The organism is Nocardioides furvisabuli (assembly GCF_021083185.1).
In the GTDB taxonomy this organism is placed as follows: domain Bacteria; phylum Actinomycetota; class Actinomycetes; order Propionibacteriales; family Nocardioidaceae; genus Nocardioides; species Nocardioides furvisabuli.
This window is the reverse complement of sequence record NZ_JAIGQB010000004.1, coordinates 1-26,781: the sequence shown is the minus strand read 5'-3', so window position 1 is coordinate 26,781 and position 26,781 is coordinate 1. Positions and strand designations below refer to the sequence as shown.

The 26,781-nt window shown below is 73.2% G+C and carries 26 protein-coding genes, 1 tRNA gene and 1 riboswitch; of the genes, 20 read left to right on the top strand and 7 right to left on the bottom strand.

The window, feature by feature from the left end:
- Window positions 1-53: 53 nt before the first annotated feature.
- The 4 genes from K4G59_RS20460 to K4G59_RS09285 are packed head-to-tail and all read left to right on the top strand — an operon-like array spanning window position 54 to window position 3,819.
- Window positions 54-914 carry a hypothetical protein gene (locus K4G59_RS20460; RefSeq protein ID WP_231250697.1) on the top strand — a complete coding sequence of 287 codons (861 nt, stop codon included), beginning with the start codon at window positions 54-56 and terminating at the stop codon, window positions 912-914.
- Window positions 911-2,104, top strand: coding sequence for a pyridoxal-dependent decarboxylase, exosortase A system-associated (locus K4G59_RS09295; RefSeq protein ID WP_231250696.1), 1,194 nt, complete (start codon window positions 911-913; stop codon window positions 2,102-2,104). Before K4G59_RS20460 ends, K4G59_RS09295 begins: the two co-directional genes overlap by 4 nt.
- Window positions 2,105-2,147: 43 nt before the next feature.
- Window positions 2,148-2,423 carry an acyl carrier protein gene (locus tag K4G59_RS09290; protein ID WP_231250695.1) on the top strand — a complete coding sequence of 92 codons (276 nt, stop codon included), beginning with the start codon at window positions 2,148-2,150 and terminating at the stop codon, window positions 2,421-2,423.
- Complete coding sequence (locus K4G59_RS09285; RefSeq protein WP_231250694.1) at window positions 2,395-3,819, top strand: AMP-binding protein; 1,425 nt, start codon at window positions 2,395-2,397, stop codon at window positions 3,817-3,819. Before K4G59_RS09290 ends, K4G59_RS09285 begins: the two co-directional genes overlap by 29 nt.
- An 11-nt stretch (window positions 3,820-3,830) precedes the next feature.
- Here K4G59_RS09285 and K4G59_RS09280 read toward each other — a convergent pair whose 3' ends face one another.
- The 4 genes from K4G59_RS09280 to K4G59_RS09265 form a co-directional block, all read right to left on the bottom strand.
- Window positions 3,831-5,291, bottom strand: a complete 1,461-nt coding sequence (locus K4G59_RS09280; RefSeq protein ID WP_231250693.1) for an exopolysaccharide biosynthesis polyprenyl glycosylphosphotransferase — start codon at window positions 5,289-5,291, stop codon at window positions 3,831-3,833.
- Window positions 5,292-5,663: 372 nt separating this feature from the next.
- On the bottom strand, window positions 5,664-7,436 hold the full coding sequence (locus K4G59_RS09275; protein WP_231250692.1) for an asparagine synthetase B family protein: 1,773 nt from the start codon (window positions 7,434-7,436) through the stop codon (window positions 5,664-5,666).
- Window positions 7,433-8,119, bottom strand: coding sequence for a LuxR C-terminal-related transcriptional regulator (locus tag K4G59_RS09270; RefSeq protein WP_231250691.1), 687 nt, complete (start codon window positions 8,117-8,119; stop codon window positions 7,433-7,435). The genes K4G59_RS09275 and K4G59_RS09270 overlap by 4 nt, the downstream gene beginning before the upstream one ends.
- Window positions 8,094-9,602, bottom strand: coding sequence for a sensor histidine kinase (locus K4G59_RS09265; protein ID WP_231250690.1), 1,509 nt, complete (start codon window positions 9,600-9,602; stop codon window positions 8,094-8,096). The genes K4G59_RS09270 and K4G59_RS09265 overlap by 26 nt, the downstream gene beginning before the upstream one ends.
- A gap of 404 nt (window positions 9,603-10,006) precedes the next feature.
- On the opposite strand from K4G59_RS09265, the gene K4G59_RS09260 reads away from it, so the two are divergent.
- On the top strand, window positions 10,007-10,792 hold the full coding sequence (locus K4G59_RS09260) for a response regulator transcription factor (RefSeq protein ID WP_231250689.1): 786 nt from the start codon (window positions 10,007-10,009) through the stop codon (window positions 10,790-10,792).
- Window positions 10,793-10,857: 65 nt separating this feature from the next.
- Entirely contained in the window at window positions 10,858-11,628 is a 771-nt protein-coding gene (locus K4G59_RS09255; RefSeq protein ID WP_231250688.1) for a 3'(2'),5'-bisphosphate nucleotidase CysQ, read from the top strand.
- A gap of 12 nt (window positions 11,629-11,640) precedes the next feature.
- Here K4G59_RS09255 and K4G59_RS09250 read toward each other — a convergent pair whose 3' ends face one another.
- Entirely contained in the window at window positions 11,641-11,955 is a 315-nt protein-coding gene (locus tag K4G59_RS09250) for a DMT family transporter (RefSeq protein ID WP_231250687.1), read from the bottom strand.
- 11 nt (window positions 11,956-11,966) lie between these two features.
- A riboswitch (guanidine-III (ykkC-III) riboswitch) is annotated at window positions 11,967-12,032 on the bottom strand.
- A gap of 17 nt (window positions 12,033-12,049) precedes the next feature.
- On the opposite strand from K4G59_RS09250, the gene K4G59_RS09245 reads away from it, so the two are divergent.
- Window positions 12,050-12,454 (top strand): VOC family protein, encoded by a 405-nt coding sequence (locus tag K4G59_RS09245; RefSeq protein WP_231250686.1) that lies wholly within the window; start codon window positions 12,050-12,052, stop codon window positions 12,452-12,454.
- Between the two features lie 4 nt (window positions 12,455-12,458).
- On the opposite strand, the gene K4G59_RS09240 is transcribed toward K4G59_RS09245, so the two are convergent.
- Together K4G59_RS09240 and K4G59_RS09235 are read right to left on the bottom strand one after the other, a co-directional pair.
- A complete protein-coding gene (locus tag K4G59_RS09240) occupies window positions 12,459-13,133 on the bottom strand; it encodes a hypothetical protein (protein ID WP_231250685.1) in 675 nt (224 codons plus the stop codon).
- Window positions 13,134-13,237: 104 nt separating this feature from the next.
- Complete coding sequence (locus tag K4G59_RS09235) at window positions 13,238-13,936, bottom strand: hypothetical protein (protein ID WP_231250684.1); 699 nt, start codon at window positions 13,934-13,936, stop codon at window positions 13,238-13,240.
- A gap of 235 nt (window positions 13,937-14,171) precedes the next feature.
- Between K4G59_RS09235 and mfd the strand changes: the two genes are divergently transcribed.
- From mfd to K4G59_RS09170, 13 genes are all read left to right on the top strand, one after another.
- A complete protein-coding gene (gene mfd, locus K4G59_RS09230; protein WP_372461805.1) occupies window positions 14,172-17,714 on the top strand; it encodes a transcription-repair coupling factor in 3,543 nt (1,180 codons plus the stop codon).
- Window positions 17,715-17,718: 4 nt separating this feature from the next.
- The gene (locus K4G59_RS09225; RefSeq protein ID WP_231250683.1) at window positions 17,719-18,411 is read left to right on the top strand and encodes a hypothetical protein; all 693 of its coding nucleotides are present in this window, start codon (window positions 17,719-17,721) and stop codon (window positions 18,409-18,411) included.
- 13 nt (window positions 18,412-18,424) lie between these two features.
- Window positions 18,425-18,874 carry a MazG nucleotide pyrophosphohydrolase domain-containing protein gene (locus K4G59_RS09220; protein WP_231250682.1) on the top strand — a complete coding sequence of 150 codons (450 nt, stop codon included), beginning with the start codon at window positions 18,425-18,427 and terminating at the stop codon, window positions 18,872-18,874.
- Window positions 18,875-18,904: 30 nt separating this feature from the next.
- Window positions 18,905-20,215 carry a zinc-dependent metalloprotease family protein gene (locus K4G59_RS09215; RefSeq protein WP_231250681.1) on the top strand — a complete coding sequence of 437 codons (1,311 nt, stop codon included), beginning with the start codon at window positions 18,905-18,907 and terminating at the stop codon, window positions 20,213-20,215.
- 80 nt (window positions 20,216-20,295) lie between these two features.
- Window positions 20,296-21,573, top strand: coding sequence for a phosphopyruvate hydratase (gene eno, locus K4G59_RS09210; protein WP_231250680.1), 1,278 nt, complete (start codon window positions 20,296-20,298; stop codon window positions 21,571-21,573).
- An 18-nt stretch (window positions 21,574-21,591) separates the two neighbouring features.
- Window positions 21,592-22,212, top strand: a complete 621-nt coding sequence (locus K4G59_RS09205; RefSeq protein ID WP_231250679.1) for an FtsB family cell division protein — start codon at window positions 21,592-21,594, stop codon at window positions 22,210-22,212.
- Window positions 22,213-22,268: 56 nt separating this feature from the next.
- Window positions 22,269-22,784, top strand: a complete 516-nt coding sequence (locus K4G59_RS09200) for a DUF501 domain-containing protein (RefSeq protein WP_231251079.1) — start codon at window positions 22,269-22,271, stop codon at window positions 22,782-22,784.
- A gap of 161 nt (window positions 22,785-22,945) precedes the next feature.
- Window positions 22,946-23,866, top strand: a complete 921-nt coding sequence (locus tag K4G59_RS09195; RefSeq protein WP_231250678.1) for a Ppx/GppA phosphatase family protein — start codon at window positions 22,946-22,948, stop codon at window positions 23,864-23,866.
- Window positions 23,863-24,675 (top strand): uracil-DNA glycosylase, encoded by an 813-nt coding sequence (locus tag K4G59_RS09190; RefSeq protein ID WP_231250677.1) that lies wholly within the window; start codon window positions 23,863-23,865, stop codon window positions 24,673-24,675. Before K4G59_RS09195 ends, K4G59_RS09190 begins: the two co-directional genes overlap by 4 nt.
- A 4-nt stretch (window positions 24,676-24,679) precedes the next feature.
- Window positions 24,680-25,198 carry a glycine cleavage system transcriptional repressor gene (locus K4G59_RS09185; RefSeq protein WP_231250676.1) on the top strand — a complete coding sequence of 173 codons (519 nt, stop codon included), beginning with the start codon at window positions 24,680-24,682 and terminating at the stop codon, window positions 25,196-25,198.
- Between the two features lie 9 nt (window positions 25,199-25,207).
- Window positions 25,208-25,765, top strand: a complete 558-nt coding sequence (gene def / locus K4G59_RS09180) for a peptide deformylase (protein ID WP_231250675.1) — start codon at window positions 25,208-25,210, stop codon at window positions 25,763-25,765.
- An 18-nt stretch (window positions 25,766-25,783) separates the two neighbouring features.
- Window positions 25,784-25,857 (top strand) — tRNA-Leu (locus tag K4G59_RS09175).
- 32 nt (window positions 25,858-25,889) lie between these two features.
- Complete coding sequence (locus K4G59_RS09170; protein WP_231250674.1) at window positions 25,890-26,612, top strand: transporter substrate-binding domain-containing protein; 723 nt, start codon at window positions 25,890-25,892, stop codon at window positions 26,610-26,612.
- Window positions 26,613-26,781: the final 169 nt, after the last annotated feature.

The window sequence follows — 26,781 nt, the reverse complement described above, 5'->3', positions numbered from 1 at the left end:
CTACGCTCCGGCTGAAGGGGAGCTCGCACGAGCACGACGCTGGGGGAGGCACTGTGGGGGCACGGCTGTCACCGACCACGTCCGCGGACGTGCCCGACGTGGCGCGCTTCCTCGCCACCCACCTCAACCAGCGCGTGAGCGCCGACCGGTGGTCGCGTGCGCTGTCGGTGCCGTGGGACGTCGCGCAGCCCAACCACGGCTTCCACCTGCGCGAGCCGGACGGCACCGTGGTCGGCGCCTACCTCGCCTACTACTCCGAGCAGCGCGTGGGCGACCGGCTGGAGCGCTTCTGCAACCTCGGCGCGTGGTGCGTGCTGGAGGGCCACCGCGCCCAGGGGACCCGTCTGCTGACGCGGCTGCTGGCCCAGGAGGGCCTGCACTTCACGGACTTCTCGCCCAGCGGCAACGTCGTGGCGCTGAACCGCCGGCTGAAGTTCGTCGACCTCGACACCACGACCGACCTCCTCGCCAACGTCCCGCTCCCGCCCCGGCCCGGGTCCGCGCGGGTGAGCGAGGCCCCGGAGGTCCTGGCCGACGCCCTGTCCGCCGACGAGCTGGCGCTCTACCGCGACCACCGCGGTGCCCCCGCCGCAGGACACCTCCTGGTGTCCACGCCCCGCGAGCACTGCTACGTCGTGTTCCGGCGCGACACCCGCAAGCACGTGCGCGCCTTCGGGTCGATCCTCCACGCCAGCAACCCCGAGCTCTTCCGTGCCGAGGCCGGCCGGGTCGGCTCGCACCTGCTCGCGCGGCACGGCATCGCGGCCACGCTCGTCGAGCGTCGCGTCGTCGGTGGGCCGGTGCGGCGCGCGAGGACCCTGGAGCGGGCCCGTCCCAAGATGTTCCGCAGCACCTCGCTCGCCCCCGAGCAGGTCGGCTACCTCTACAGCGAGCTCACGTGCCTGGCGTGGTGAGCGGCGGGGACCTCGTCGTGGGCGGGGTGCCGGTGTCGCGCCTGGCCCGGCGGGTGGGCAGCACGCCCTTCTTCGCCTACGACCGGGACCTGCTCACCCAGCGGGTCGCACAGCTGCGGGTGGCGCTGCCCGACGACCTCGAGATCAGCTACGCCGTCAAGGCGAACCCCATGCCGGCGCTGGTGCAGCACCTCAGCGGGCTCGTCGACTCCCTCGACGTGGCGTCGGGGGCCGAGATGCGCCTCGCGCTCGACACCGCGCTGCCGGCGGACAAGGTCAGCTTCGCCGGACCGGGGAAGTCGGTCGCCGAGCTCACCCAGGCCGTCGCGGCCGGCGTCGTGGTCGAGGTGGAGTCGCCGCTGGAGGCCGACCGCATCACCGCGGCCGGCGAGGAACTCGGCATCCGCCCCGTCGTCGCGCTCCGGCTCAACCCCGACTTCGAGGTCAAGGGGTCGGGGATGCGCATGGGAGGCGGCGCCCAGCAGTTCGGCGTCGACGTCGAGGAGGCCCCCCGGTTGCTCAAGGAGATGGAGGCCCGCGGCCTGGACCTGCGCGGCTTCCACGTCTTCGCCGGTTCGCAGAACCTGCACGCCGACATCCTCGTCGAGGCGCAGCGGCGCACGGTCGACCTGGTGCTGCGGATGTCCGACGAGGTGGCGACCCAGCCGACCTACGTCAACCTCGGTGGTGGCTTCGGCATCCCCTACTACGACCGCGACCGCCCGCTCGACCTGCGCACGGTCGGCGACGCCCTCGAGGAGCTGGTGCGTACGCGTCTGCGACCGCGCCTGCCCGACGCGCGCGTGCTGCTCGAGCTCGGCCGCTACGTCGTGGGCGAGGCGGGGTTCTACGTCACGCGCATCGTCGACCGCAAGGATTCCCGCGGCACCACCTTCCTCGTGGTCGACGGCGGGATGCACCACCAGCTCGCCGCGTCGGGCAACTTCGGCCAGGTGATCCGGCGCAACTACCCGATCGCGGTCGCGAACCGGATGGACGCCGAACCGGCCGAGACCGTCCAGGTGGTCGGCTGCCTGTGCACCCCGCTGGACCTGCTCGGCGACCGGGTCGAGCTGCCGCGCGCGGAGGTGGGCGACCTCGTCGTGCTCTTCCAGGCCGGGGCCTACGGCCACACCGCCAGCCCCACGGCCTTCCTCAGCCACCCCGCGCCGCTGGAGGTGCTGGTGTGAGCAGCGAGTCCGTGACCCCAGACCGCGCCCAGAGAGGCAACCGATGACCACCCCGATGACCAGCAGCACCACGACCACTCCCACCACCACGGCGCTCGCCGAGGTGCTCGCCGACGTCCTCGGCGGCCCTCCGTCGCGCTACCCGCCGGGGACCGAGCTCTTCGGCAGCCTGCCCGAGCTCGACTCGCTCGCCCTGGTCGAGCTGATCACGGCCGTCGAGGTGCGCTTCGGCTTCGAGCTCGACGAGGACGACATCACCGCCGAGGTCTTCGAGACCGTGGCCTCGCTCGGTGCCCACGTCGACGCCTGCACGGGCTGAGATGGGGGCGCTGGCCGAGCGCCTGCGCGCCGTGGCGGCGCGCGCCGGCGGCAGCGTGGTCGCGGACGTACGGGTGTCGCTGACCCTGCCCGACCTCGTACGTCGGGCCGACGAGGTCGCCCGCGAGGTCGACCGGGCCGTCACCGGGCCGCGGCCCGTGGTGGCCGTGGTGCTGCCCAGCTCGGTCGACTCCGTGGTCCAGCTCGCGGCCGCGGTCCTGGGCGGGCACACGGTGTGCTTCCTCGACACCGCCGGCGGGGCACGCACCGCGGCGGTGCTCGCCGCGCTCGCCCCCGACCTGGTCGTCGACAGGACCGGCCTGCACCCGCACCGTGCCCGCGGCGCGCCGCGGCGGGACCCTGGTGCGGCCGGCTACGTCGCGATGTCGTCGGGCACCACCGGTTCGGCCCCCAAGGGCGTGCTGACGAGCTGGGCGTGCCTGGCCGACTTCGCACCGCACGGCGCGGCGGCCCTCGACGTCGACGCCTCCGCGCGGTGGGGCGAACCCACCCACCCGTCCTACGACCTGGCGCTCACCAACTGGGTGCTCGCGCTCGCGGCCGGGGCCAGCCTGCACGTGTCCGGATCGCTCGCCGACCGGGTCCGCCCGCTGGCCTTCCTCGCGCGCCGCGGGGCCACCCACGTCCGGCTGGCGCCGGGCTACGCGGACCTCGCTGCGGCGGAGGCAGGACGTGGGACCCCGTGCAGCGTCCGGGTCTGGGGCAGCGGCGGCGACCGGCTCACCCGCGCCCAGGCGGTCACCGTGCTCGGTCTGGGGCCCGCCACCCTCGTCAACACCTACGGCACGAGCGAGACGGCCGGCTTCGCGAGCGCCGCGGCGTACGCCTCGGTCGAGGAGCTGCGCTCCCGGGACGGCTCGGTCGGCATCGGCCCGGGAGCCCTCGGGCCGTGGCGGGTCGCGCTGGTGCCCGACGGAGTCGGCAGCGACGTGATGGCGGTGCACTCGCCGCACGTCGGTGCGGGCTACCTCTTCGGCGGGGGCGGGCAGGACTACCCGCGGTGGGAGCAGGGCCGGGTCGTCACCGGCGACCTCGGGGTGGCCGACGGCGGTGTCCTGTTCTGCCTCGGCCGCGTCGGCCGCCTGGTCAAGCGCAGCGCCAGCTTCGTCAACCTCGACGACGTCGACGCGGTGGTGCGCGACCTGCGCGGTGTCGCCAGCTTCACCGTGGCCACCCGCGACGGCTCCCTCGTCACCCTCGTGGAGGGAGAGGGGCAGACCATGGCAGCCGTCCGCGAGCAGCTCGCCACGCGGGTCGCTCCGTCGGTCCTGCCCGACGTCCTCCTCGCGGTGGCGACCCTCCCGCGGCTCGGCAACGGCAAGACCGACCAGGCCGGTGCGGTCCGGATCGCGGAGGCTGCCCTGCAGCGAGCCTGAGACCGTGGAGCTCAGTAGGCACCGCGGTGGGAGACCACCGCGCGCACGGTGCGGACCAGGATCGCCGCGTCCAGGCCCAGCGACCAGTTGTCGACGTAGCGCACGTCGAGGCGCACCGACTCCGCCCACGACAGGTCCGAGCGGCCCGACACCTGCCACAACCCGGTGATGCCGGGCTTCACGACCAGCCGGCGCCGCGGGTCGACGCCGTAGCGCTCGACCTCGTCGGGCAGGGCGGGGCGGGGCCCGACCAGCGACATCTCGCCCCGCACCACGTTCCACAGCTGGGGCAGCTCGTCGAGGCTGGTGCGCCGCAGCCACCGTCCGGTCCGCGTCACGCGCGGGTCCTGCCGGATCTTGAAGAGCACCCCGTCGGACTCGTTGCACGCCACGAGCTGCGGGCGCTCGTCGGGTGCCGAGGTCGACATGGAGCGCAGCTTGTACATCGTGAACAGGCGCCCGTCGCGGCCCACACGGACCTGGGAGTAGATCGCCGGACCCGGGGAGTCGAGCCGGACCAGGACCACGAGGACGAGGAGCACCGGGACCAGGGCAAGCAACCCCACGACGGCGCAGGTGCGCTCGACGGCCTCCTTGACCCAGCGGCGCGGTCCGCGCAGGGGAGCCGGTGCGACGTGGACCAGGGCGAGCCCGCCCGTCGCGAGCACCCGGGCCCGCCCGGGGGTGACGTCGAGGAGGCCGGTGCCCACGCAGAGCTCGGCGCCGACGGCTCCGAGGGCCCAGTGGAGGCGGCGCACCTCGGTCGCGGACAGCCGTGCTCCCGGCAGCAGGACCAGGGCGTCGGCGCGGTGGCGCTCGACCACCTCGGCCGAGCCGTCGAGGCCGACGTAGGCCGCCGTCGCGTCCAGGGCGACCTTGGACGGTCGCGTCAGGCAGGCGGCGACCACCTCGTGCTGCCCGGTCGATGCCAGCTCGACCATGGCCTCGCGGACGTCGCGTGGCCGCCCGGCCAGGACCAGGCGCGGACGCCGGGGGTGTCGGGCGAGGGCGTGGGCAGCACTCGCGGCACCGCACGCGGCCGACAGCTGCGCGAGCGCCATCGGATCCGCCGCTGCCAGCAGCGGCGCACCCGCCAGGACGACCACGGTGGCGCGCACGCCGGTCCGCGCGGCCGCCCAGGCCCGGGTGCCCCGCGCGTCACCCAGGGCGCCTCGGCGGTAGTGGCCCGCGGCCAGCAGGAGCAGCGGCCACGGCGCGGCAGCGGCGAGCGCCACCCCGAGCGGCAGGTCGGTGGTGCGGGCGGTCACGAGCGCGACGGCGACGGCGAGGGCGAGGTCGAGCGCCGCGACCGGCCACACGCGGCGCGGGCGCCGGGCGGCGAGCTCCTCGACGACATCGGCCACCGAGGCCACCGCGAGCGTGGGGTCCCGCGGTGTCATCGGTGGACGCGGGCGGGGGACGACCGGAGGCGCCACCTGGTCGGGCGCGACCTGCGGGAGCGTCTGCGTCATCAGGCCGAGCCCCCTCTCGTCACGGCGAGCAGGAGCTCCACCGACCGTGCTGCGAGCCTAGGAACGCCGGTGGGTCGCGGCATGCCGCAATTCGGCGAAAGGCGTGCCGCCCCCACGCACCCCGGTTTACCCAGTCGGAGGGATGGGCCGCACCGGTGCCCGGAGCTACTCTCGAAGAGGTGCACCATGCTGGTTCGAGGCCGCTGGTTCTCTTCCGGTTACGGGTCTGTGCGGCCCGTGGATGGCGAGGGGCCCCACACCTCGTCATGGACGATGCAGCGAACCAGCGGCGGCGACCGAGGCTCCCCCTCCTCGGTCGCCGCGGCCACGCCAGGCCACCGCCCACAGGCAGGTACGCAGTCGCGCAGGTGGTCACGCAGGGTGGCGCACGCCGGCCGACTGGCGCGGTCGTGGCACGCGGGGCGCTGCCCCGAAGAAGCACTCGTGCCACACCTCGAGGGCGAGCAGCGTCCAGAGCCGGTCGGTCTCGTGGCCGCCGTGCTCGTGGCGCAGCAGCAGGTCGCGCACGAGGGCCTGGTCGAAGGTCTGCGCGACCCACGAGTCCCGGCCGGTGAGGCGCTCGCGCGCCTGGTCACGCGCCGCGGTGTACCACCAGTCGTGCGCCCCAGGGGCGCCGGGACCGCCGGCGGCACCGCGGTGCTCGATCACCTCGTCCGGCAGCAGCGGTCGCGCCGCCTCGCGCAGCACCCACAGCGTGCAGCCCGAGCGCACCTTGACCGAGGTGGGCAGGCGGAGGGCGAGCTCGACGAGCCGCTCGTCGAGCAGCGGCAGCCGCAGGTCGAGCGAGGCGGCCGTGGCCATCCGGTCCATCCGTTCGAGGTCGTCGGGCAGACCGTGCCGGAGGTCGTGGCGCATCATCCGATCGACCGGATCGATGCCGGGCGCGCTCGCCGTACGCCGGTCCGCGGGCGGCGCCCCACCGAGCAGGCGGCGGCGCTCGGGCGCCGAGAAGGGTGCGCCGAGCCGGCGCTCCACCGTGCCGACCAGGCCCGAGCGCAGCCGGCCGGGAAGGGTGGAGGACCGCTCGGCCGCGCGGGCCAGGCGGTAGCGGGGATGACCCCCGAAGAGCTCGTCGGCGCCGTGGCCCGAGACGAGGGCGCCGACGTGCGCGCCGGCAGTGCGTGCCACGACGTGGTCGGCGACGTCGCCCGGGTCCGACAGCGGGGCGTCCCGGTGCCAGGTCAGCGGCGTCACGAGGTCCGTCAGGTCGCCGGCCCGCAGCCGCACCTCGCGGTGGGTGCTGCCGAGCAGGACGGCGAGACGCCGGGTCCGGGCGAGATCCTCGCCGGTGCCGTCGTCGCACACCAGCGAGAAGGTCTCAAGGGGGTCCTCGCCGAGCAGCTGCTGGGCCTGCGCGGCCACCAGGCTGCTGCCGAGGCCGCCGGTCAGGTGGAAGCCGACCGCAGGCCCGGGGTCGAGCGCGGACCCCACCGCCTCGCGTACGCCGTCGCGGACGGCCTCGATCGCGTCGTCGGCCTCCCAGGTGCCGTCGGGATCGGTCTCCGGCGGCGACCACCACGCGACCTCCTCGACGTGGCCGCCCGGCATCACCGCGATGCGGTGGGCCGGTCGCACCGTCTTGATGCCCTCGAAGAGGGTGTCGGGAGCCGGCACCGCGCGGAAGGTCAGGTAGGCGTCGAGGCTGCGGTGGTCCACCTCCGGGGCGGGCCCCACCGTGAGCAGCGCCTTGACCTCCGAGGCGAAGGCGATCTGGCCGGGGAGGTGCCGGTAGTGCAGCGGCAGCACCCCGAGACGGTCGCGCACCAGGTGCGTGGTGTCGGTGCGCAGGTCGTGGGCGACGAGGCTGAACGCTCCCATCAGCCGCTCGACGAAGCTGATGCCCTCCACGGCGAGGCCGGCCGCCACCACCTCGCCCGGGTCGTCGGTGCGGAAGCGGTGATCCAGGTGGGAGCGGAGTCGGGCGAGGTGGTGGACGCGGCCGTCGAGCACCACCACCCAGCGCCCGTCGACCGAGTGTGCGGGACCGGACAGCCCGACGCCCGGTCCGAGCCAGGCCTCGGAGCCGTCGGTCCCGCGGTGCGCCTGCGCCGCTGCCATCCGGTCCAGGACGTCGCGGGTGGGACCGGTGGGGGAGAACGAGCGGACGCCGCTCAGCCCGCTCACGCGCCCTGCCTCCACCGGATCTGGTTGGCCATGCCGACCGCCGCCAGCTGCGACGACACCTCGAGCTTGTTGAGGATCGACTTCACCTGCGTGCGGACGGTCGCCTCGGAGACGACGCTGTCCTGGGAGATCGCGCGCACGGTGCGCCCCTCGATCAGGGCGCCGAGGACCTGGCGCTCGCGCGGGGTGAGCCGGTCGAGCCGCCGGCGGATGTCCTCGTCGGCGCGGCTCTGCTGCGACCACGCGTCCAGGAGCGACTCCAGCTCCTCCCGCGTCACCACGGGCAGGCCCTGGTGCAGCCGGCGCACGGTCGACAGGGCCTGCTGGAGCGCACCGCCCTTGGTGAGCACCTTGCGCGCCCCCAGCCGCATGCACTCGCCCCAGCGGCCGATGTCCTGCGACGCGGTCACCACCACGACGTTCACGTGCGCCCGGGCCAGCGGAGCCACGAGGTTGACGCCGTCGCCGAAGCGGCCGAGGTCGAGGTCGAGGATCACGGTGCGGGGGTTGGCCCGCAGCGCCATCGACCGCAGGGTCGCCATCGACCCGCCCTCCTCGGGCAGCTCGAGGCGGCGTACGTCGTAGCCCTCCAGCGACAGCGCGAGCTCGAGCGCCTCCGCGAAGAGGACGTGGTCGTCGAGGATCAGGACGCGGTGCTCAGCCCGGGATGCGCCAGGCGCCATGGGAGTCCTCCCGGGGGATGTGGTTCTCGGGCGAGCGGCGTGCCGAGGGCAGTGAGATGACGAAGGCCGACCCCGGGCCCCGGGCCTCGGCGAGGCGCAGCGTGCCGCCGTCCTCGGCCATGAGGCGCTGGGCGACGTGCAGCCCGATCCCCTGTCCGGGGGAGTCCACACCGCGGTTGCCCCAGTCGAAGATGCGGGCGCGCTGGTCCTCGGGGATGCCGCGGCCGTTGTCCGAGACGGTGATGTCCACCGTCTCCTCGTCGCGCCGCACCACCTCGACCAGGCTGTGGTCGCAGCCGCCGTGGGTGGCGGCGTTGTCCATGAGGATGTTGACGACCTCGGCGAGGGAGTCGTAGCGCGCCCGCACCGTGCCCCCGCTGGTGTGGAGCTCGACGTGGCGGCCCTTGAGCCGCTGGAGGTCCAGGATCAGGTGCAGCGTCTCGTCGAGGTCGAGGTCGGTGGTGGAGCCGTGCTCGCCGGCGAGCAGGCGCTGCATGCGCTGGAGCTCGCGGTGCACCGACTCGCACAGGTGCCGGCGCGCCTCGTCGGGGATGTCGGCGTTGTCGAGCAGCGCCGAGCCGTTGACCAGGCCGGCCACCGTGCTGCGCAGCTCGTGCAGCCGCTCGCTCTGGTCACGGCTGCCGGCCTGGACGGCGAGGTCGATCTCGGCCGTCATGCGGGCCTCGAGCTCGTCGTCGACGACCGCGTCGCGCTGGAGGCTGGCCCAGCCGATGCCCAGCCACGCTGCCCCGGTCGCGGCGCGGGCGACGGCCACGAGGGTCAGCTCCACCGTGCCGGCCGAGCCCCACAGGTGGATCACCAGGCCGACTCCCACCACCGCCACGGTGGTGAGGAGCAGCAGCGCGAGTGACGGCGACAGGGCGTGCTGGCGCAGCACGAGGAGGACCGCGGCGACGTGGGTCAGGACCACGACGCCGACGATCGCCTCGGCGAGCGCCGGGAGCGAGGTCGCCCCGGGCGCGGGGGCGGGCAGCTGCAGGAGCACGTGGCCGGCAGCCACGACCCCCATGCCCAGCCCGATCGCGAAGCCGTCGTCCACGACGTGGCGCACCTGGTCCAGGCGCAGCAGCGGCACGACGACCGCGACGAGCCCCGCCGTCGCTGCTGCCAGGAGCAGTGCCTGTCCCGCGGCCGGGTCGCCGGACTGCCGGCCCTGGAGGGCGAGCGTGGTGACGAGCAGGGCCTGCGCGGCCACGAGCGCGCCGGTGGCGACGATCCAGCCCGTGAGCGGGCTCGCGTGGCGGCGCCAGGTCACCACGGCGGCGCAGATGGCGCCGGTGACGAAGACCCCGCTGACGACGCCGTCGCCGAGCGACGACAGCGTCCGGACGGCCGGCGAGACCTGCCACTCGTGGGCGCCTTGCGTGCCGAGCCAGATGAGGACCGCGAACGAGGCCGCCGTGGCGACCGGTGTCCCGACCCTGTGACGTACGTTCTCCATGAACGGCCTGAGCATGGCCATCCCCCCTGTGTGTGACGCATTTTTCCCCGAGCTCCCTGTGGTGCGTGTCCGACGGCTCTCCCGTGCTGCCGGACCAGGGACGCCTGCTGGTGGAGCAGGTGCCCAGGATCAGTGAAACCACCTTGTCCCGGGGCGATCCACCGAGTGTGTGGCGCATACCCCAATTGGGGCAAAGGCGGTCTGGTCCGCCTTGTTCAGGCCTCGTGCAGTCTTGGTCAAGCCCGGCCCCACGGTCCTCCCAGCAGGGCTCCAGTGCGCGACAAGGAACAAGGCAGACGTCGTGGCCCACGGCCCGGTCCCGCCCCCGGTTGCCCGTCCCCAATTCGGTGCACCTTGCCCGCGTGGACGCCTGTCGTCGGCCCCGTGCGGCAAGGGTCTGTCCCATCTCGGCCCGAGGAGGAGGGATGGATGGTCCACCGTCCGGCACCGGTGCCGGAGCAGCACCTCCCGGGGACGACCGCGTGGTCACGTGGATCGTCTCGCCGCACCTGCTGGTGGCGCAGGCAGTGGCCGCGGCCCTCACCTCGGCGGGCGCCGCGGTGGCCGTCCGACCGTGGGAGACGGTCGCGCGCGACGCCTGGGAGGGTCGGGACGCCGGCACCACGCGCTACGTCGTGGCGATCTTCGACGGCGAGGACAGCCTGACCGTCGTGGAGGAGATCAGTCGGCTGGTGGCCGTCGGCGACGTTCGGGTGGCCGTGGTCGCACCGGGTCAGACTGCCATCTGGTGGGGCGGCCTCCTCGAGGGCGGGGCCGTCGACGTGGTCACCGGGGCGAACTCGATCAGCCAGCTGATGGAGGTCGTCGAGCGGCTCACCACCGGCGACCTGCTGATGGACCCCGCCAAGCGACTGGCGCTCCGGGCGGCCTGGGTGCAGGCCCTTGACAGCCGTCGGGTGCTGATCGCGCTGATGCGGACGCTGTCGCCGCAGCAGATGCGGGTGCTCGAGCTGCTCGCCTCGGGCCGGCGCGTCGTCGAGGTGGCGGCTCTCATGGACGTCAGCGTGGGCACCGTGCGCAGCCACGTGAAGGCGCTGCGGGCCAAGCTCGGGGCCAGGACGCAGCTCGAGGCCGTGGCGATGCTCCGTCAGGTCTACGACGCCGGCGGGACCGCCGATCTCGTGCCCCGTCCGCGCGAGGCCCCGCTGGCGCCGCAGGGGAGGCCGCGGGTCACGGCACCGCATCGTTAGGCTTCGGCCATGACCTCACCCCACGACGAGCCTCGCTGCGCTCCCCTCGCCGCAGGGACCCCGAGATGATCGACCCCACCACGCTCGACGACCACGCGTTCGCCGTCTGGGCGGCCGAGCGAGCCGGTGCCGTGCTGCTCGACGTACGCGCAGGGGCAGCTGCGGACGGCCTGGAGGGCAAGGCCCTCAAGGACGCCGGCGACGCCGCCGCGCAGGCCGAGCTCGACCGCCTCCTCACCGCCCACCGACCCGACGACGCGGTGCTGTCGGAGGAGGCGGCCGACGACAAGTCGCGGCTCACGGCCCCGCGGGTCTGGATCATCGACCCTCTCGACGGCACCCGCGAGTTCTCCGAGCCCCCGCGCGACGACTGGGCCGTCCACGTCGCGCTGTGGGCCGACGGCGATCTCGTCGCGGGAGCCGTGGCACAGCCCGCGCTGGGGGAGACCTTCAGCACCGGTCGTCCCAGCGTGGTGCCGCCCCGCACGTCGCAGCGCCCGCGCATCGCGGTCTCGCGCAGCCGCCCGCCGGCCTTCGTGGAGGCACTGGCCGCCGAGCTGGACGCCGAGCTGGTCCCGATGGGCAGCGCCGGGGTGAAGGTGATGAGCGTGGTGCGCGACGTCGCCGATGCCTACGTCCACGCCGGTGGGCAGTACCAGTGGGACAACGCCGCACCGGTCGCGGTCGCCCGCGCCGCCGGCCTCCACTGCAGCCGGGTCGACGGCTCACCGCTGGTCTACAACGCGGACGACACGTCGCTGCCCGACCTCATCGTGTGCCGCCCCGAGCTGGCCGAGCAGATCGTCGACTTCGTCCGCCGCAACGGCACGGAGTAGACACCCGGGCGCTCAGTGCACGAGCTTGAGGCCCACGATGCACGCCACGAGCCCGGTCAGCAGCAGCGCCTTGACGACCGAGAACGACTCGGTGCCGGTGACCATCGCGACCACCACCGTCAGCACGGCGCCGATCCCGACCCACACGGCGTACGACGTGCCGACCGGGAGCGTGCGCATTGCGTAGCCCAGGCCGCCCATGCTGAGGGCCAGCGCCACCAGGAAGGTGGCGGTCGGCACCGGACGGGTGAGGCCCTCGGAGCGACCGAGGGCGGTGGCCCACACCGCCTCCAGGACGCCTGAGAGCACGAGCACGAACCACGACATGGCATCTCCTCGACGGCCGTCTTGTCGCCTTCCGGGTACGGCTCCCTCGTCCGGTCGCCCACGTCGCGGGGCGAGCCGACACTACCGTGGCGCCATGACCTCCTTCGTCGCCCACACCACCGTCGACTGCCACCACGCCTACGGGCTGTCCGAGTGGTGGAAGCAGGTGCTGGGCTACGTCGACGTCGAGGGGGACCCGAACGAGCCCGGGCACGAGGAGTGCATGGTCGTGGACCCGGAGACCGGCCACGCGATCTTGTTCATCGAGGTGCCCGACGCCGAGCTTGCGGCCAAGCGGATCCACTTCGACGTACGCCCGCGCACGGGCACCCGCGACGAGGAGGTCGAGCGGGTGCGCGCCCTCGGCGCGGTGCAGGTGGACGACCAGCGCGACGTGCACGGCCCGGGCACCGGGTGGGTGGTGTTCGCCGACCCCGAGGGCAACCAGTTCTGCGTGCTGCGCTCGCAGGGCGAGATCGACGCGGCCGCGACCCCGTGACGACTCAGAAGACGCTGGTCTCGTAGCCGAAGGCGGCGCCCCGGAAGCGCTTGTCGCCGCGCACGCCGATGATCCAGTACCACGTGCCGCTGCGCCGGGGGAGGCGGAAGGAGTAGCGCCCGCGACGGTCGGTGCGCACCACCCGGACGAGCTCGTAGCCCGCCTCCTGGTCGCGGCTGGCCCGGATCCGCACCGGCTTCCTCCGGTAGCGCGGCGTCACCCGGCCCTCGAGCTCGAAGCCCGCCGACGGGTGCGTGATGCGGCGCTTGACCGCGACGGTGAAGGGCGCGGACTCGCTCGGGGCGTAGCGGTCGCCCTTGGTGGTGCCGGTCTCGGTGCCACCGCCGTAGACGACCTTGTAGGTGGTGGTCATCCGGGGCGCCACGCCGAGGAAGTCCGCGCCGGGGAAGGAGTTGGTGGCCACGGCGACCCAGTCCGTGGTGCCGGCACGACGGGCGTGGAGGGTGGAGGTGCCGACCACCGGCGGCGACCCGGTCGCGCTGTCGACCTCGAGGCCGACGTCGATCTGCTCGCCGAACTCGACGAGGTCCGCGCTCGGCTCGGCGGTCGTGGTCGTGGACCAGGTCTCGCGTGCCTCGGCGGGCGCAGCGAGGGCCAGCGGAGCGGCGCCGAGCAGGCTGGCGGCAACGACGCCGGCGACGAGACGACTGGTGCGCATGGGGTGATCCTCTCCCGCGTCGGGAGAGAAGTCGACCGGGCACCCGGTCGTCGGACGACCCGGTGCCCGGTCGGCTCAGGAGTGGAGCAACGACCCGCTGGTGGTCAGCGGACCGTGACGCGCGGGGCCGCGGAGCGGTAGCGGATGGTCGAGCCCTCGAACGTGGCGGTCGCGAACTCGGCGTTGCCCTTGGCCAGGAAGCGCCAGTAGGTGCGCTTGCGGGTCGCGGGGAGCGTGATCTGGAACTTGCTCTTCTTGTTGGTCCTGAGGGTGCGGAACTTCTTCCACTTCTTCCCGACCTTCTTCTGGATCAGGACCTTCTTCTTCTTGTAGTCCGGCGAGATCTTGCCCTTGACGAAGGTGCCGCGCGGGTTCTTGATCGTCATCTTGCGGGCGACGGAGACGGTGAACGGCGCGGACTCGCTGGCCGCGTAGTTGTCCTGGTACTGCGAGGTCGCGGCGTAGCCGCCGAACACGACCTTGTAGACGGTGTTGGCCCTGGGCTTCACGTCGTAGAAGTCGGAGCCAGCGAAGGTGCCGGTGGCCACGGGCTCCCAGGCCGCCGACCCGGCGGGCATGGCGTAGAGGGTGGACGTGCCGTAGGGCACGCTCAGGCCGTCGGAACCGATCACCTCGACGTTGACGTAGAAGTCGTCGCCGTAGACGAGGGCGGCCTCGCTGGGTGACGCGGTGGTCGTGGTGGTCAGGTTGTCGCTGGCCTGGGCAGGAGCCGAGATCGCGATGGGCGTGATGCCGAGCAGGCCGGCGGTGACCGTGCCGGCCACGAGACGAGTGATGCGCATGTCCCCGTTGTTCCCTTCAAGGTGGACGTTCGATGTCGTCCGGCGCTCGGGCGCCGGACCGTGTGGTGCCTGCTACCCCCGGGACGCGTGGGACAAACCCCTGATCGAGGCCGTCGGTTCCCCTCTTGCCCCGCGAGTCCCCCGCGAGCCCGTGTCGGGCAGCCCCCGTAGACTTCCACCCTCCCCCCACCCGCTCGTCCGTGGGGCTCTCACGCGCGCTCTCGAAGGGATCCCGGTGCCGTCCACGCCCCTGCTCGCCGTCGCCCGGCGACTGGTCGCCGCACCCACCCTGGGTGGTGCGCTGGCCGACGCCGCGGTGCAGCCCGCCCTCGACCTCACCGGCCCCGCCGCCGTGCGCCCCTACGTCGTCCACGGCCTGGTCGAGCGCGGCCGGACGGTCCTCGCGGTCACCGCCACGTCGCGCGAGGCCGAGGACCTGGTCGACGAGCTGGGCGACCTCGTCGACCCCGACTCGGTGGCCTACTACCCGAGCTGGGAGACCCTCCCGCACGAGCGGCTGAGCCCGCGCAGCGACACCGTCGGACGGCGCCTCGCGGTGCTGCGCCGGCTGCGCCACCCCGGCACCGACCCCGCCAACGGTCCGCTGAAGGTCGTCGTCGCCCCGATCCGCAGCCTGCTCCAGCCGCAGGTCCCCGGCCTGGCCGACATCGAGCCGGTCGAGCTGGCCCCGGGCGAGGCCCGGGCCATGGAGGACGTGGTCCGCGGCCTCGCCGAGGCGGCGTACACCCGCGTCGACATGGTCGAGCGGCGCGGCGAGTTCGCGGTGCGCGGCGGCATCGTCGACGTCTTCCCGCCCACCGAGGAGCACCCGCTGCGCGTGGAGTTCTGGGGCGACGACGTGGAGGAGATCCGCGCCTTCTCCGTCGCCGACCAGCGCACCCTGGAGACGGTCCCGCGGCTCTGGGCCCCGCCGTGCCGTGAGCTGCTGCTCACCGACGACGTACGCCGCCGCGCCGCCGAGCTCGGCCAGGCGCACCCGCAGCTGCTCGAGCTCACCGACAAGATGGCCGCCGGCATCGCGGTCGAGGGCATGGAGTCCCTCGCCCCGGTCCTGGTCGAGGAGATGGAGCTCCTCGTCGACCTCATGCCCGCCGGCACCACCGTGCTGGTGCTCGACCCCGAGCGCGCCCGCAGTCGCGCGCACGACCTGGTCGCGACGAGCGAGGAGTTCCTCGGTGCGTCGTGGGCGGCGGCGGCCGGCGGCGGCACCGCCCCGATCGACCTCGGCGCCGCGTCCTACCGCGAGATCGCCGACGTGCGCCAGCACGCCCTCGGACTGGGTCACGCGTGGTGGGCGGTGAGTCCCTTCGGCATCGAGGCCGAGGACGACGACGGCTCGCTCACGCTGCCGATCAACGGCGCCGAGGCCTACCGCGGCGACCTCGAGCAGGCGATCGCCGACATCCGCGGCTGGCTCGACGAGTCGCGCGACGTCGTGGTGGTCCACGCCGGCCACGGTCCGGCGCAGCGCTTCGTCGAGCTGCTCGGCGAGCACGACATCGCCGCCCGGCTGGTGGAGGAGGGCGACACGGCGGGCCCGGGCGTCGTCACGGTGACCTGCGGCCACGTCGTGCACGGCCTCGTCGACGACGAGGCGCGCATCTCGGTCGTGACCGGCGACGACCTGTCGGGCCAGAAGACCTCGACGCGCGACATGCGCCGGATGCCGACGCGGCGCAAGAAGCAGATCGACCCGCTCGAGCTCAAGGCCGGCGACTACGTCGTCCACGAGCAGCACGGCGTGGGCCGCTTCGTGGAGATGAAGCAGCGCGAGATCGGCGGCGCGGTGCGCGAGTACCTCGTGCTCGAGTACGGCCCCAGCAAGCGCGGCGGCCCCAACGACATGCTCTACGTCCCCGCCGACACCCTCGACCAGGTCACCCGCTACGTCGGCGGCGAGAACCCCAGTCTCGACCGCCTCGGTGGCGGCGACTGGACCAAGCGCAAGAACAAGGCGCGCCGCGCGGTCCGTGAGATCGCCGCCGAGCTCATCAAGCTCTACGCCGCCCGCCAGGCCACCCGGGGCCACGCCTACGGCCCCGACACCCCGTGGCAGCGCGAGCTCGAGGACGCCTTCCCGTTCACCGAGACCGTCGACCAGCTGACCACCGTCGACGAGGTCAAGGCCGACATGCGCCAGGTCGTCCCGATGGACCGGCTGGTGTGCGGTGACGTCGGCTACGGCAAGACCGAGATCGCGGTCCGCGCGGCCTTCAAGGCGGTGCAGGACGGCAAGCAGGTGGCGTTGCTGGTGCCGACGACGCTGCTCGTCACCCAGCACATGTCGACCTTCGCCGAGCGGATGTCGGGCTTCCCGGTCGTCATCAAGGGCCTCTCGCGCTTCCAGACCGACAAGGAGGCCAAGGAGGTCATCGCCGGCCTCGAGGACGGCTCCGTCGACATCGTCGTCGGCACCCACCGCCTGCTCAACCCCGACATCAAGATGAAGGACCTCGGCCTCATCATCGTCGACGAGGAGCAGCGCTTCGGTGTCGAGCACAAGGAGCAGATGAAGCGGATGCGCACCTCCGTCGACGTGCTGTCGATGAGCGCGACGCCGATCCCGCGCACCCTGGAGATGGCGGTCACCGGCATCCGGGAGATGTCCACCATCACCACGCCGCCGGAGGAGCGCCACCCGGTCCTGACCTACGTCGGCGCCTACGAGGACCGCCAGGTCGTCGCAGCCGTACGCCGTGAGCTGCTGCGCGAGGGCCAGGTCTTCTACATCCACAACCGGGTGCAGTCGATCGAGAAGGCCGCCGCGCGGATCCGCGAGCTGGTGCCCGAGGCGCGCGTGGCCACCGCCCACGGACAGATGGGCGAGCACGCCCTCGAGCAGGTCATGCTCGACTTCTGGGAGAAGCGCTTCGACGTGCTGGTCTGCACGACCATCGTCGAGAGCGGCCTCGACGTGTCCAACGCCAACACCATGATCATCGAGCGCTCCGACACCCTCGGCCTCTCCCAGCTCCACCAGCTGCGTGGCCGCGTCGGCCGCTCCCGCGAACGCGCCTACGCCTACTTCCTCTACCCCTCGGAGAAGCCGCTCACCGAGACCGCCCACGAGCGCCTCGCGACACTGGCCCAGCACTCCGACCTCGGCGGCGGCATGGCGATCGCGATGAAGGACCTCGAGATCCGCGGCGCCGGCAACCTGCTCGGCGGCGAGCAGTCCGGCCACATCGCCGACGTCGGCTTCGACCTCTACGTCCGCCTCGTGGGCGAGGCCGTCGCCGACTTCAAGGGCGGCGGTCAGGACGACCAGCTCCAGGAGGTCCGGATCGAGCTGCCCGTCGACGCCCACCTGCCCCACGACTACATCCCGAGCGAGCGCCTGCGCCTGGAGATCTACAAGCGCCTGGCCGAGGTGCGCGCCGACGCCGACGTCGACGAGGTGCGGGCCGAGCTCGTCGACCGCTACGGCAACCCGCCCGAGGTGGTGGAGTCGCTGCTGGTCGTCGCCCGCTTCCGGGCGCGCTGCCGTCAGGTCGGCGTCAAGGAGGTCACCGTGGCCGGCAAGTACGTCCGGTTCGCGCCGGTCGACCTGCCCGACTCCCGCGTCGTACGCCTCCAGCGGCTCCATCCGCGCAGCATCGTCAAGGCCCCGATCAGTACGATCCTGGTGCCGCGACCGCAGACCAGCGGCTTCCCCGTGACCCCGGTGTCCGGTGTGGCCCTGCTTGAATGGGCCCGCGGCGTGATCGACGACGTGATCGACGTGCCGGCCCCGGCGAGCGCAACGACCAAGGAGTGACCCCGTGAGCAAGACCCGCCTGATGACGGCCGTGCCCACCTGGCTGGCCGTGGGCCTGTCCGGCGTGCTGCTGACCGGCTGCGGCAGCGCCTCCCCGGGGGTCGCGGTCAAGGTCGGCGACCGGGAGCTCACGGTCCGCGAGGTCGACGCGGCGGCGGCGAAGATGTGCACCGCGCTCGGCGAGCAGTTCGCCGCGCAGAACACCGTGCTGCCGATGAGCTTCGTGCGCCAGGGCACCGTCCAGCTGATGACGCTGCGCGCCCAGGCGATGGAGATCGCCGAGGAGTACGGCGTCGAGCCGGGCTCGGGCTACGCCAACGACGTGGCCCAGCGCGGCCGGACGGCCGCGACGATGCCGGAGGAGGCGCAGGACACCTACGTCGAGCTCACCTCGGCCAACGCGCTCGCCACCGACATCGTGAACCAGATCGGCGAGATCGTCCTCGAGGACCGAGGTGTCACCGAACCGACCACCGACGAGGTCACCCAGGCCGGGGTCGACGTGTTCAACCAGTGGCCGGACGCCAACGGCATCGAGATCGACCCGCGCTACGGCCTCGAGAGCGTCGACGGCGTGCTGACCCCGATCGACACCAACATCTCCGTCGCGGTCAGCGAGACGGCGGAGGCCGGTCTGTCGACCGAGCCCGACCCCGCCTTCGCGCGCACGCTGCCGCTGACCCATCGCTGCGGCTGAGCGGGCCGTCGTCGTGACGGCGTCCGCCGGGCAGGACTCGCCTCTGGAGGCCTTCGCCGACCAGATGCGCCTCCTGCGGCGCGAGTGCGCCTGGAAGCGCGAGCAGACCCACACCTCGCTCGTCCCCTTCGTCCGCGAGGAGGCCGAGGAGGTGGTCGAGGCCATCGAGTCCGGCGACCCCGCGGCGCTCTGCGACGAGCTCGGTGACCTGCTCCTGCAGGTGGTCATCCACGCGGTGATCGCCGAGGGGGCTGGCCACTTCACGCTCGACGACGTCGCCCGCGGTGTCATCGCCAAGATGGAGCGCCGCAACCCGCACGTGTTCGGCGACGCCGTCGCGGTCGACGCGGCCGAGGTGCTGACCCTCTGGAACGCAGCCAAGGCCGCTGAGAAGGCTGAGAAGGCCGAGAAGGCGGCGCAGGCCGGCGAGGCCGCGCAGGCCCGGGAGGCCGGTGAGGTTTGAGGGGCGCGCCGCGGCGGTAGGTGCCCCAGCATGAGTCGACTAGCCGCCGCCCGACGCCGTCCTGCCCTCGCCCTCGGGCTGCTCGCGCTCGTCGCGTCGGCGCTGGCCGGCGCGGCGACCGCCACGCCGGCCGAGGCGCGAGCGGGGGAGCGAGCTGGAGCCGCGGCACCGGTGCGACCGCTGCTGACCCCGGTGGGCAGCACCGCCCGTGTGGGCGGCGAGCGGGCCGGGCTGTCAGGACGCCACCAGCTCGTCGAGCTCGACGCCGACGTGCTGCCGCGGGTCGCCGAGGGTCAGCGACTCGAGCTGCCGGCGGCGTCGGGCAGCACCGTCGTGCGCATCGCCGGCGTCGAGAGCACGCCGGGCTTCACCGCCTGGAGCGGCCGGGTGCCCGGCGAGGACCTCGCCTCGTTCACGCTGGTCGAGGTCGACGGCACCTTCCGCGGCTCGCTCGTCTCGCCCGAGGGCCTGTGGTCGCTCACCGGCGCGGGTGGCGACCGCTACTGGTGGACCGAGCTGGGGGACCGCGAGGGCCTCGGCGGCGACGACTCCGCAGGCGTCGTCGCGCGTACGCGTACGGCTGGGGTCGTCCCCCGCGCCGCGGCCGGCACCGGCTCCGACCAGCGGCGTGCGCGGCGGGTGAGGATCGGCGTGATGTTCGGCTACACCGCCGGCGCCAGGGCCGAGGCCGGGAGCAAGACGGCGCTGGAAGCGGCGGCCGTCCTGGTGGTCGCGCAGACCAACGAGGCGCTGTCCAACTCCGGGATCAGGGCCACCGTCCGCTACCGCGGCCTGGTCAAGGCACGTGGCAAGGAGAGCGCGGACGCGGTCAAGGACGCCTTCCGCGTCGGTCGCCCGCGCGACGGCCACTTCGACAACCTCCAGCGGGTGCGTCGCAAGAGGGGCGGCGACATCGTCCACCTGCTCACCACCGGCCCGACCACCGGCATCTGCGGCGGAGGCCTCATCCCGCTCACGCCGCGCCAGGCCACGCCGCTCGCCGGCGCCTCGGTGACCCGCGTGGGGTGTCTGCCCTACCTCGTGGCCACCCACGAGATCGGCCACAACCTCGGCGCCGACCACTTCTCCTACCCCGGTGTCACCCGTGCCTCGCGCGTCCCCCACGCCCGCGGCTTCGCCAACCCGGCCGGCAGCTACATCTCGGTGATGGGCTACTACGACCCCTGCGTCGACGCGGGCAACTACTCCTGCGTGCGGATCCCGTGGTTCTCCAGCCCCACCAACACCTACGGCGGCCAGCCGCTGGCCGACGACGACAACACCGACAACACGCGGGTGATCAAGAAGACGGCACCGCGGGTCGCGCGCTACGTCCGCTGACGCGGACACCCGACGACGCCGGGCGCCGACGTGGCTAGGCTGGCGGCTGTCCCACGACGTCCCTCCTCAGGAGCTCTCCCATGTCGATCATCGCTGCAGTAGGCGCCCGCGAGATTCTCGATTCGCGTGGCAACCCCACCGTCGAGGTGGAGGTGCTCCTCGAGGACGGCGCGTTCGGTCGCGCGGCGGTTCCCAGTGGCGCCTCCACCGGTGCCTTCGAGGCCGTCGAGCTGCGCGACGGCGGCAAGCGCTACCTCGGCAAGGGCGTGCAGAAGGCCGTGGACGCCGTCGGCGACACCATCGCCGGTGCCGTGGTCGGCCTCGACGCCGACGACCAGCGGCTGCTCGACCAGGTCATGCTCGACCTCGACGGCACGGACAACAAGGCCAAGCTCGGCGCCAACGCGATCCTCGGCGTCTCGCTCGCCACCGCGAAGGCCGCGGCCGAGTCCGCCGGCCTCCCGCTCTTCCGCTACGTCGGCGGCCCCAACGCGCACCTGCTGCCGGTGCCGATGATGAACATCCTCAACGGTGGCTCGCACGCCGACTCCAACGTCGACGTCCAGGAGTTCATGATCGCGCCGATCGGTGCCCCGACCTTCCGCGAGGCGCTCCAGCAGGGCGCCGAGGTCTACCACGCGCTCAAGTCGGTGCTGAAGAAGAAGGGCTTGTCCACCGGCCTCGGTGACGAGGGGGGTTTCGCGCCGGACCTCGAGAGCAACCGCGCCGCGCTCGACCTGATCGCCGAGGCCGTCAAGGCCGCCGGCTTCGCGCTCGGCAAGGACATCGCGCTCGCCATGGACGTCGCGGCCAGCGAGTTCCACGACAAGGGCACGTACACCTTCGAGGGCAAGAAGCTGACGAGCGACGACATGGTCGCCTACTACACCGAGCTCGTCGCGTCCTACCCGATCGTCTCCATCGAGGACCCGCTCGACGAGGAGGACTGGAACGGCTGGAAGGCCATCACCGACGGCCTCGGCGCGCAGACCCAGATCGTCGGCGACGACCTGTTCGTCACCAACGTCGAGCGTCTCCAGCGCGGCATCGACGGTGGCCAGGCCAACGCGATGCTCGTCAAGGTCAACCAGATCGGCTCGCTCACCGAGACCCTCGACGCCGTCGAGCTCGCCCACCGCGCGGGCTTCCGCAACATGATGAGCCACCGCTCCGGCGAGACCGAGGACACCACCATCGCCGACCTCGCGGTCGCCACCAACTGCGGCCAGATCAAGACCGGTGCGCCGGCTCGCTCGGACCGCGTCGCGAAGTACAACCAGCTCCTCCGCATCGAGGACGAGCTCGGTGACGCAGCTCGCTACGCCGGTCGGGGTGCCTTCCCGCGATTCGGGGCCTGAGCAGGCAGACTGGGGCGCATGCCTTCCCAGCGCCGATCTCCGCGCAACGGGCCGGGCAGTGGACCGCGCAGCTCGCATCCCGGTGCCCGTGGCTCCCGGCCGCGGACGGGGGTGCGAGCGCCCGGCACCCGTACGCCCGACGCCCGGTCCGACCCGCGCTCTGATGCCGCGTCCACGCAGCTGCGCCCCGCCGCGGGCGCGCGTCGGCCCCGGTTCACCGGGCGGGCGGCGGTGCTCGTGCTCGTGCTGGCCGTGCTCACCGTGTCGTACGCCTCCTCGCTGCGCGCCTACCTCCAGCAGCGCTCCCACATCGGTGAGCTGAAGACGCAGATCGCCGAGCGCGAGGCCAGCATCGACCAGCTCGAGCGCGAGAAGCGACGCTGGGACGACCCGGCGTACGTCAAGGCGCAGGCGCGGTCCCGCTTCGGCTACCTGATGCCCGGGGAGTCCGGCTTCGAGGTCATCGGCGCGGACGGCAGGCCGCTCGAGGCCCAGGCGAGCCTCAACGACCCCGACGAGGTGATCCGGACGGTGCCGAAGGCCTGGTGGACCGCCGCCTGGGAGTCGGTCGAGCTCGCCGGCAACCCACCCCCGCCGGACCAGGAGCCGGCCGACCTGATCGACGGGACCCAGCAGTGACCCACAAGGACGTTCCCCCGCACGAGCCGGGCGTGGTCCACCGCGACAACCCCCGCATCGACGCCGCCGACGAGGCCGCCATCCAGGCCCAGCTCAAGCGTCGTCCCCGCGGCATCGACTCGGTCGGTCACCGCTGTCCCTGCGGCAACCCGGACGTCGTCACGACCGAGCCGCGGCTGCCGGACGGCACGCCGTTCCCGACGACCTTCTACCTCACCTGCCCACGCGCGGCCTCCCGCATCGGCACCCTCGAGGGCTCGCACGTGATGAAGGAGATGGAGGAGCGCCTCGCCACCGACGAGGAGCTCGCGGCGGCCTACCGCTCGGCCCACGAGCGCTACCTCGCGCTCCGCGCCGAGGTCGGCGAGCGCGCCGGGCTCGACGTCCCCGAGATCGACGGCATCTCCGCCGGTGGCATGCCCGACCGGGTCAAGTGCCTCCACGTCCTCGCCGGCCAGTCGCTGGCCATGGGCCGCGGGGTGAACCCGCTCGGCGACGAGGTGCTCGACGCCCTCGGCGAGTGGTGGGCGTCGGGCCCGTGCGTGGAGCGCCCGGACTCCACCGACCACTGACCGGGCACTTCCTCGCGCTGCAAGGCGCTGACCGGGCACTTCCTCGCGCGGCAAGGCGCTGACCGGGCACTTCGTTTCGTCGGGGCCTGCCCTCCATGGCAAGGAAGTGCCCGGTCGAGCCTTCTGTGCGGCAAGAAGTGCCCGGTCGGCACAATGGGCGCATGAGCACCGTCGCGGCCATCGACTGCGGGACCAACTCGATCAAGGTGCTGATCGGCGACGCACGCGCCGACGGCACGCTCGACGTGGTGCTGCGCGACTCCCGCGTCGTACGCCTCGGGCAGGACGTCGACCGGACCGGCGTGCTGGCCGACGAGGCGCTCGAGCGCACGTTCGCCGCGGTCGACGAGTTCGCCGTGGTGATCCGTGAGCACGGCGTGGACCCCGCCCGCGTGCGCTTCTGCGCCACCTCCGCGAGCCGCGACGCGAGCAACGCCGACGTCTTCCGCGAGGGCGTACGCCGCCGGCTCGGCGTCGAGCCCGAGGTGCTGTCGGGTGACGAAGAGGCCGCGCTGGTCTTCGCCGGGGCCATCGCGGCGCAGGACCCGCTGCCGGTCGAGCCGGTGCTGGTGGTCGACATCGGCGGGGGCTCGACCGAGCTGGTGCTGGGTGAGGGCAGCGCGCGTCAGGCCACCTCGATGGACATCGGGTCGGTCCGCCTCCACGAGCGCCACCTGCACAGCGACCCGCCCACCCGGGCTGAGGTCGCCGCCTGCGTCGCCGACATCGATCGCCACCTCGACGACTGCGGCGTCGACCTCGGGCGCACCCGCACCGCCATCGGCACCTCGGGCACCATCAAGACGATCGCGTGCGGCGTCCTCGCCCTGGGGTCCTACGACCGCGACGCCTTCGACGGCGCGGTGCTCTCGAACGACCACACGATGGCCCACGTCGACCGGCTCCTGGCGATGACGGTGGAGGAGCGGCGCGCCCTGCCCTTCATGCACCCCGGCCGCGCCGACGTGATCGGTGCCGGCGGGCTGATCTGGAGCCGCGTCCTGGCGCGGGTGCCGGTGTCGGAGCACCTGGTCTCCGAGGCCGACATCCTGCACGGCATGGCTGCCGCCATCGGCCGATGATGCTGCCGCACCCGGTGACGGGCGAGGAGTTCGGCAGTCCGGTCGCGCCGGGCACCGGCTGGCCCGACGACCCGGCCGGGCCCCGCACCGCCGTCGCGCGCGACGCCGACGACGTACGCCGTCTGGCGCGCACCGACGACCTGGCCGAGCTCGACGCCCGGGTGAGTGTCTGTGCGGCCTGTCCGCGGCTCGTGCAGTGGCGCGAGGACGTGGCGGTCGCGAAGCGGGCGTCGTTCGCGGACCAGCCCTACTGGGGTCGACCGATCCCGGGCTGGGGGGATCCGGACCCGTCGCTGCTGATCGTCGGCCTCGCACCCGCCGCCAACGGCGGCAACCGCACCGGCCGCATCTTCACCGGTGACCCGAGCGCCGACTGGCTCTTCGCCAGCCTGCACCGCACCGGCTGGGCGAGCCAGCCGACCAGCGAGCACGCCGGTGACGGCCAGCGCCTCCTCGGAGCCCGCATGATCGCGACCGTGCGCTGCGCCCCGCCGGAGAACAAGCCGACCGCGCTCGAGCGAGACACCTGCGCCCCCTGGATCGCCGCCGAGCTGACGCTGCTGCCGAGCGTGCGCGCGGTGGTCGCGCTCGGCTCCTTCGGCTGGGACGGAGCCGTGCGATCGCTGGTCGCGGCGGGCGCGCCCGCGCCGGAGCGCCGCCCCAGGTTCGGCCACGGTGCGGAGGTCGCGCTGGGCCCGGTGACCCTCCTCGGCTGCTACCACCCCTCCCCGCACAACACCTACACCGGACGCCTCACCCGTGAGATGACGGACGAGGTCTTCGAGCGGGCGCGAGCGCTGACACAATGAGGCCGTGACCCTCCACGCCATCACCGTCCTCGGCCACGACCGTCCCGGCATCATCGCCGAGGCCACCGACAGGCTCGCCGGCCTCGGTCTCAACCTCGAGGACTCGACGATGACGCTGCTGCGCGGCCACTTCGCGATGACGCTGATCTGTGCGGGCGAGGCGGGCGACGAGGCGATCGTGTCCGCCCTCGCGCCGCTGACCGCCGACGGCAGCCTGACCGTGACCGTGCGCGAGGTGCCGGCCGAGGAGACCGCGAGCGCTGACGGCACGTCGTGGATCCTGTCCGTCCACGGCGGCGACCGACCCGGGATCGTGTCCGCGGTCGTCGCAGTGATCGCCGGTGTCGGTGGCAACATCACCGATCTCACCACGCGGCTGGCCGGTGACCTCTACCTCCTCGTCGCCGAGGTCGACCTGCCGGCGGACGCGGACGCCTCCGCCGTCGAGCGCGAGCTCGCCGCGGTCGCTGCGGACCTCGGTGTCGGCGTGACGCTGCGCGCCGCCGAGACCGACGAGCTCTGAGCCGCACCGATGACCACCAACCCCCGGGTCCGCGACTGGACCGAGGCCGAGCTCGACGTGCCCGGCGAGGTCCGCGAGGTCGTCCGGGCTCCCGCGCCCGTGCTGTCCACCGTCGGTGGGAGCGTCGACGCCACCGATCCTGCGGTCGTGCAGCTCGCCGCCGACCTCGTCGCCACGATGCGGGTCTCACCGGGCTGCGTCGGACTCGCCGCACCGCAGGTCGGGGTGGGAGCGAAGGTCTTCTGCGTCGACGTCTCCGAGCACCCCAAGACGCGCGAGCACCACGGGACCTTCGTGCTCTGCAACGCCGAGGTCGTCTCCGGCAGCCGCAACGAGAAGGCCCGCGAGGGCTGCATGTCCGTCCCGGACTTCACCGGCGACGTGAAGCGCCCCAGCCGCATCGTCGTACGCGGTCAGCTGCCCGGCACCGGCGAGGAGGTCGAGCTCGAGGCGGAGGCCTTCGAGGCGCGGGCGCTCCAGCACGAGATCGACCACTGCGACGGCCTGCTCTTCCTCGACCGCGCGGCCGGGGCGCACGCGGTCTACGCTCGCAAGACCTACCTCTAGGGCGTCGCCCGGAGGCCAGCCCCGGTATCCCAACCGGTAGAGGAGGCGGTCTTAAAAACCGCACAGTCTGGGTTCGAACCCCAGCCGGGGCACACGGTGGGCGGGCGCGGCTAGGGTCGCGCGCATGGCCGCCACGCTGCAGGACATCGCCTCCGACCTCGCGCCGACGGGCGTCCTTCGCGCCGCGGTCAACCTGGGCAACCCGGTGCTCGCCCAGGGCACCGCGGCTGATCCGTCCGGCGTCACGGTCGACCTCGCGCGCGAGATCGGGAAGCGCCTGCACCTGCCGGTCGAGCTGTCCTGCTTCGACGCGGCGCGCCGCTCCTTCGAGGCGATGGTGTCCGGCGACGCCGACATCTGCTTCCTCGCGATCGAGCCCGCCCGCGAGGCCGAGGTGGCGTTCACCCCTGCCTACGTCGCGATCGAGGGCGTGTTCGCGGTCCCGGCGGGCTCTCCCGTGCAGGCGCCGGCCGACGTCGACCGCGTGGGCGTGCGGATCGGGGTCAAGCGTGGTTCGGCGTACGACCTCTACCTCACCCGCACCCTCCAGCACGCCGAGATCGTGCGGGGCGAGGAGGGCACGGCGGTGTTCCTCGACGAGGGCCTGGACGTCGCGGCGGGCATCCGGCAGCCCATGACCGCCTTCGTGCGGGAGCGGACGGACCTCCGCCTGGTCGACGAGCGCTTCATGGAGATCCGGCAGGCGGTGGGCACCACCCGGTCGCGCCGTCCCGAGACGGTGGAGTTCCTGGGGGAGACCGTCGAGGAGCTGAAGGCGAGCGGCTTCGTGTCCTCCTCCCTGGCACGGTCGGGGCAGGGAGACGCTGCCGTCGCACCACCTGCCTGAGCTGCATCCACAGGTCGGGCTCGCGCCCGCACCGTTGTCGGATGTCGTGTTTCAAGACATCGGTGACAGTTCTGTATCAGGACATTGGTGACACGAAGGGGGTGTTTGGTGGTGACACTTCTGGCTGGCTGGGGCGGTGCCGACCACCAATGAGCCCGTTGATCCTCGT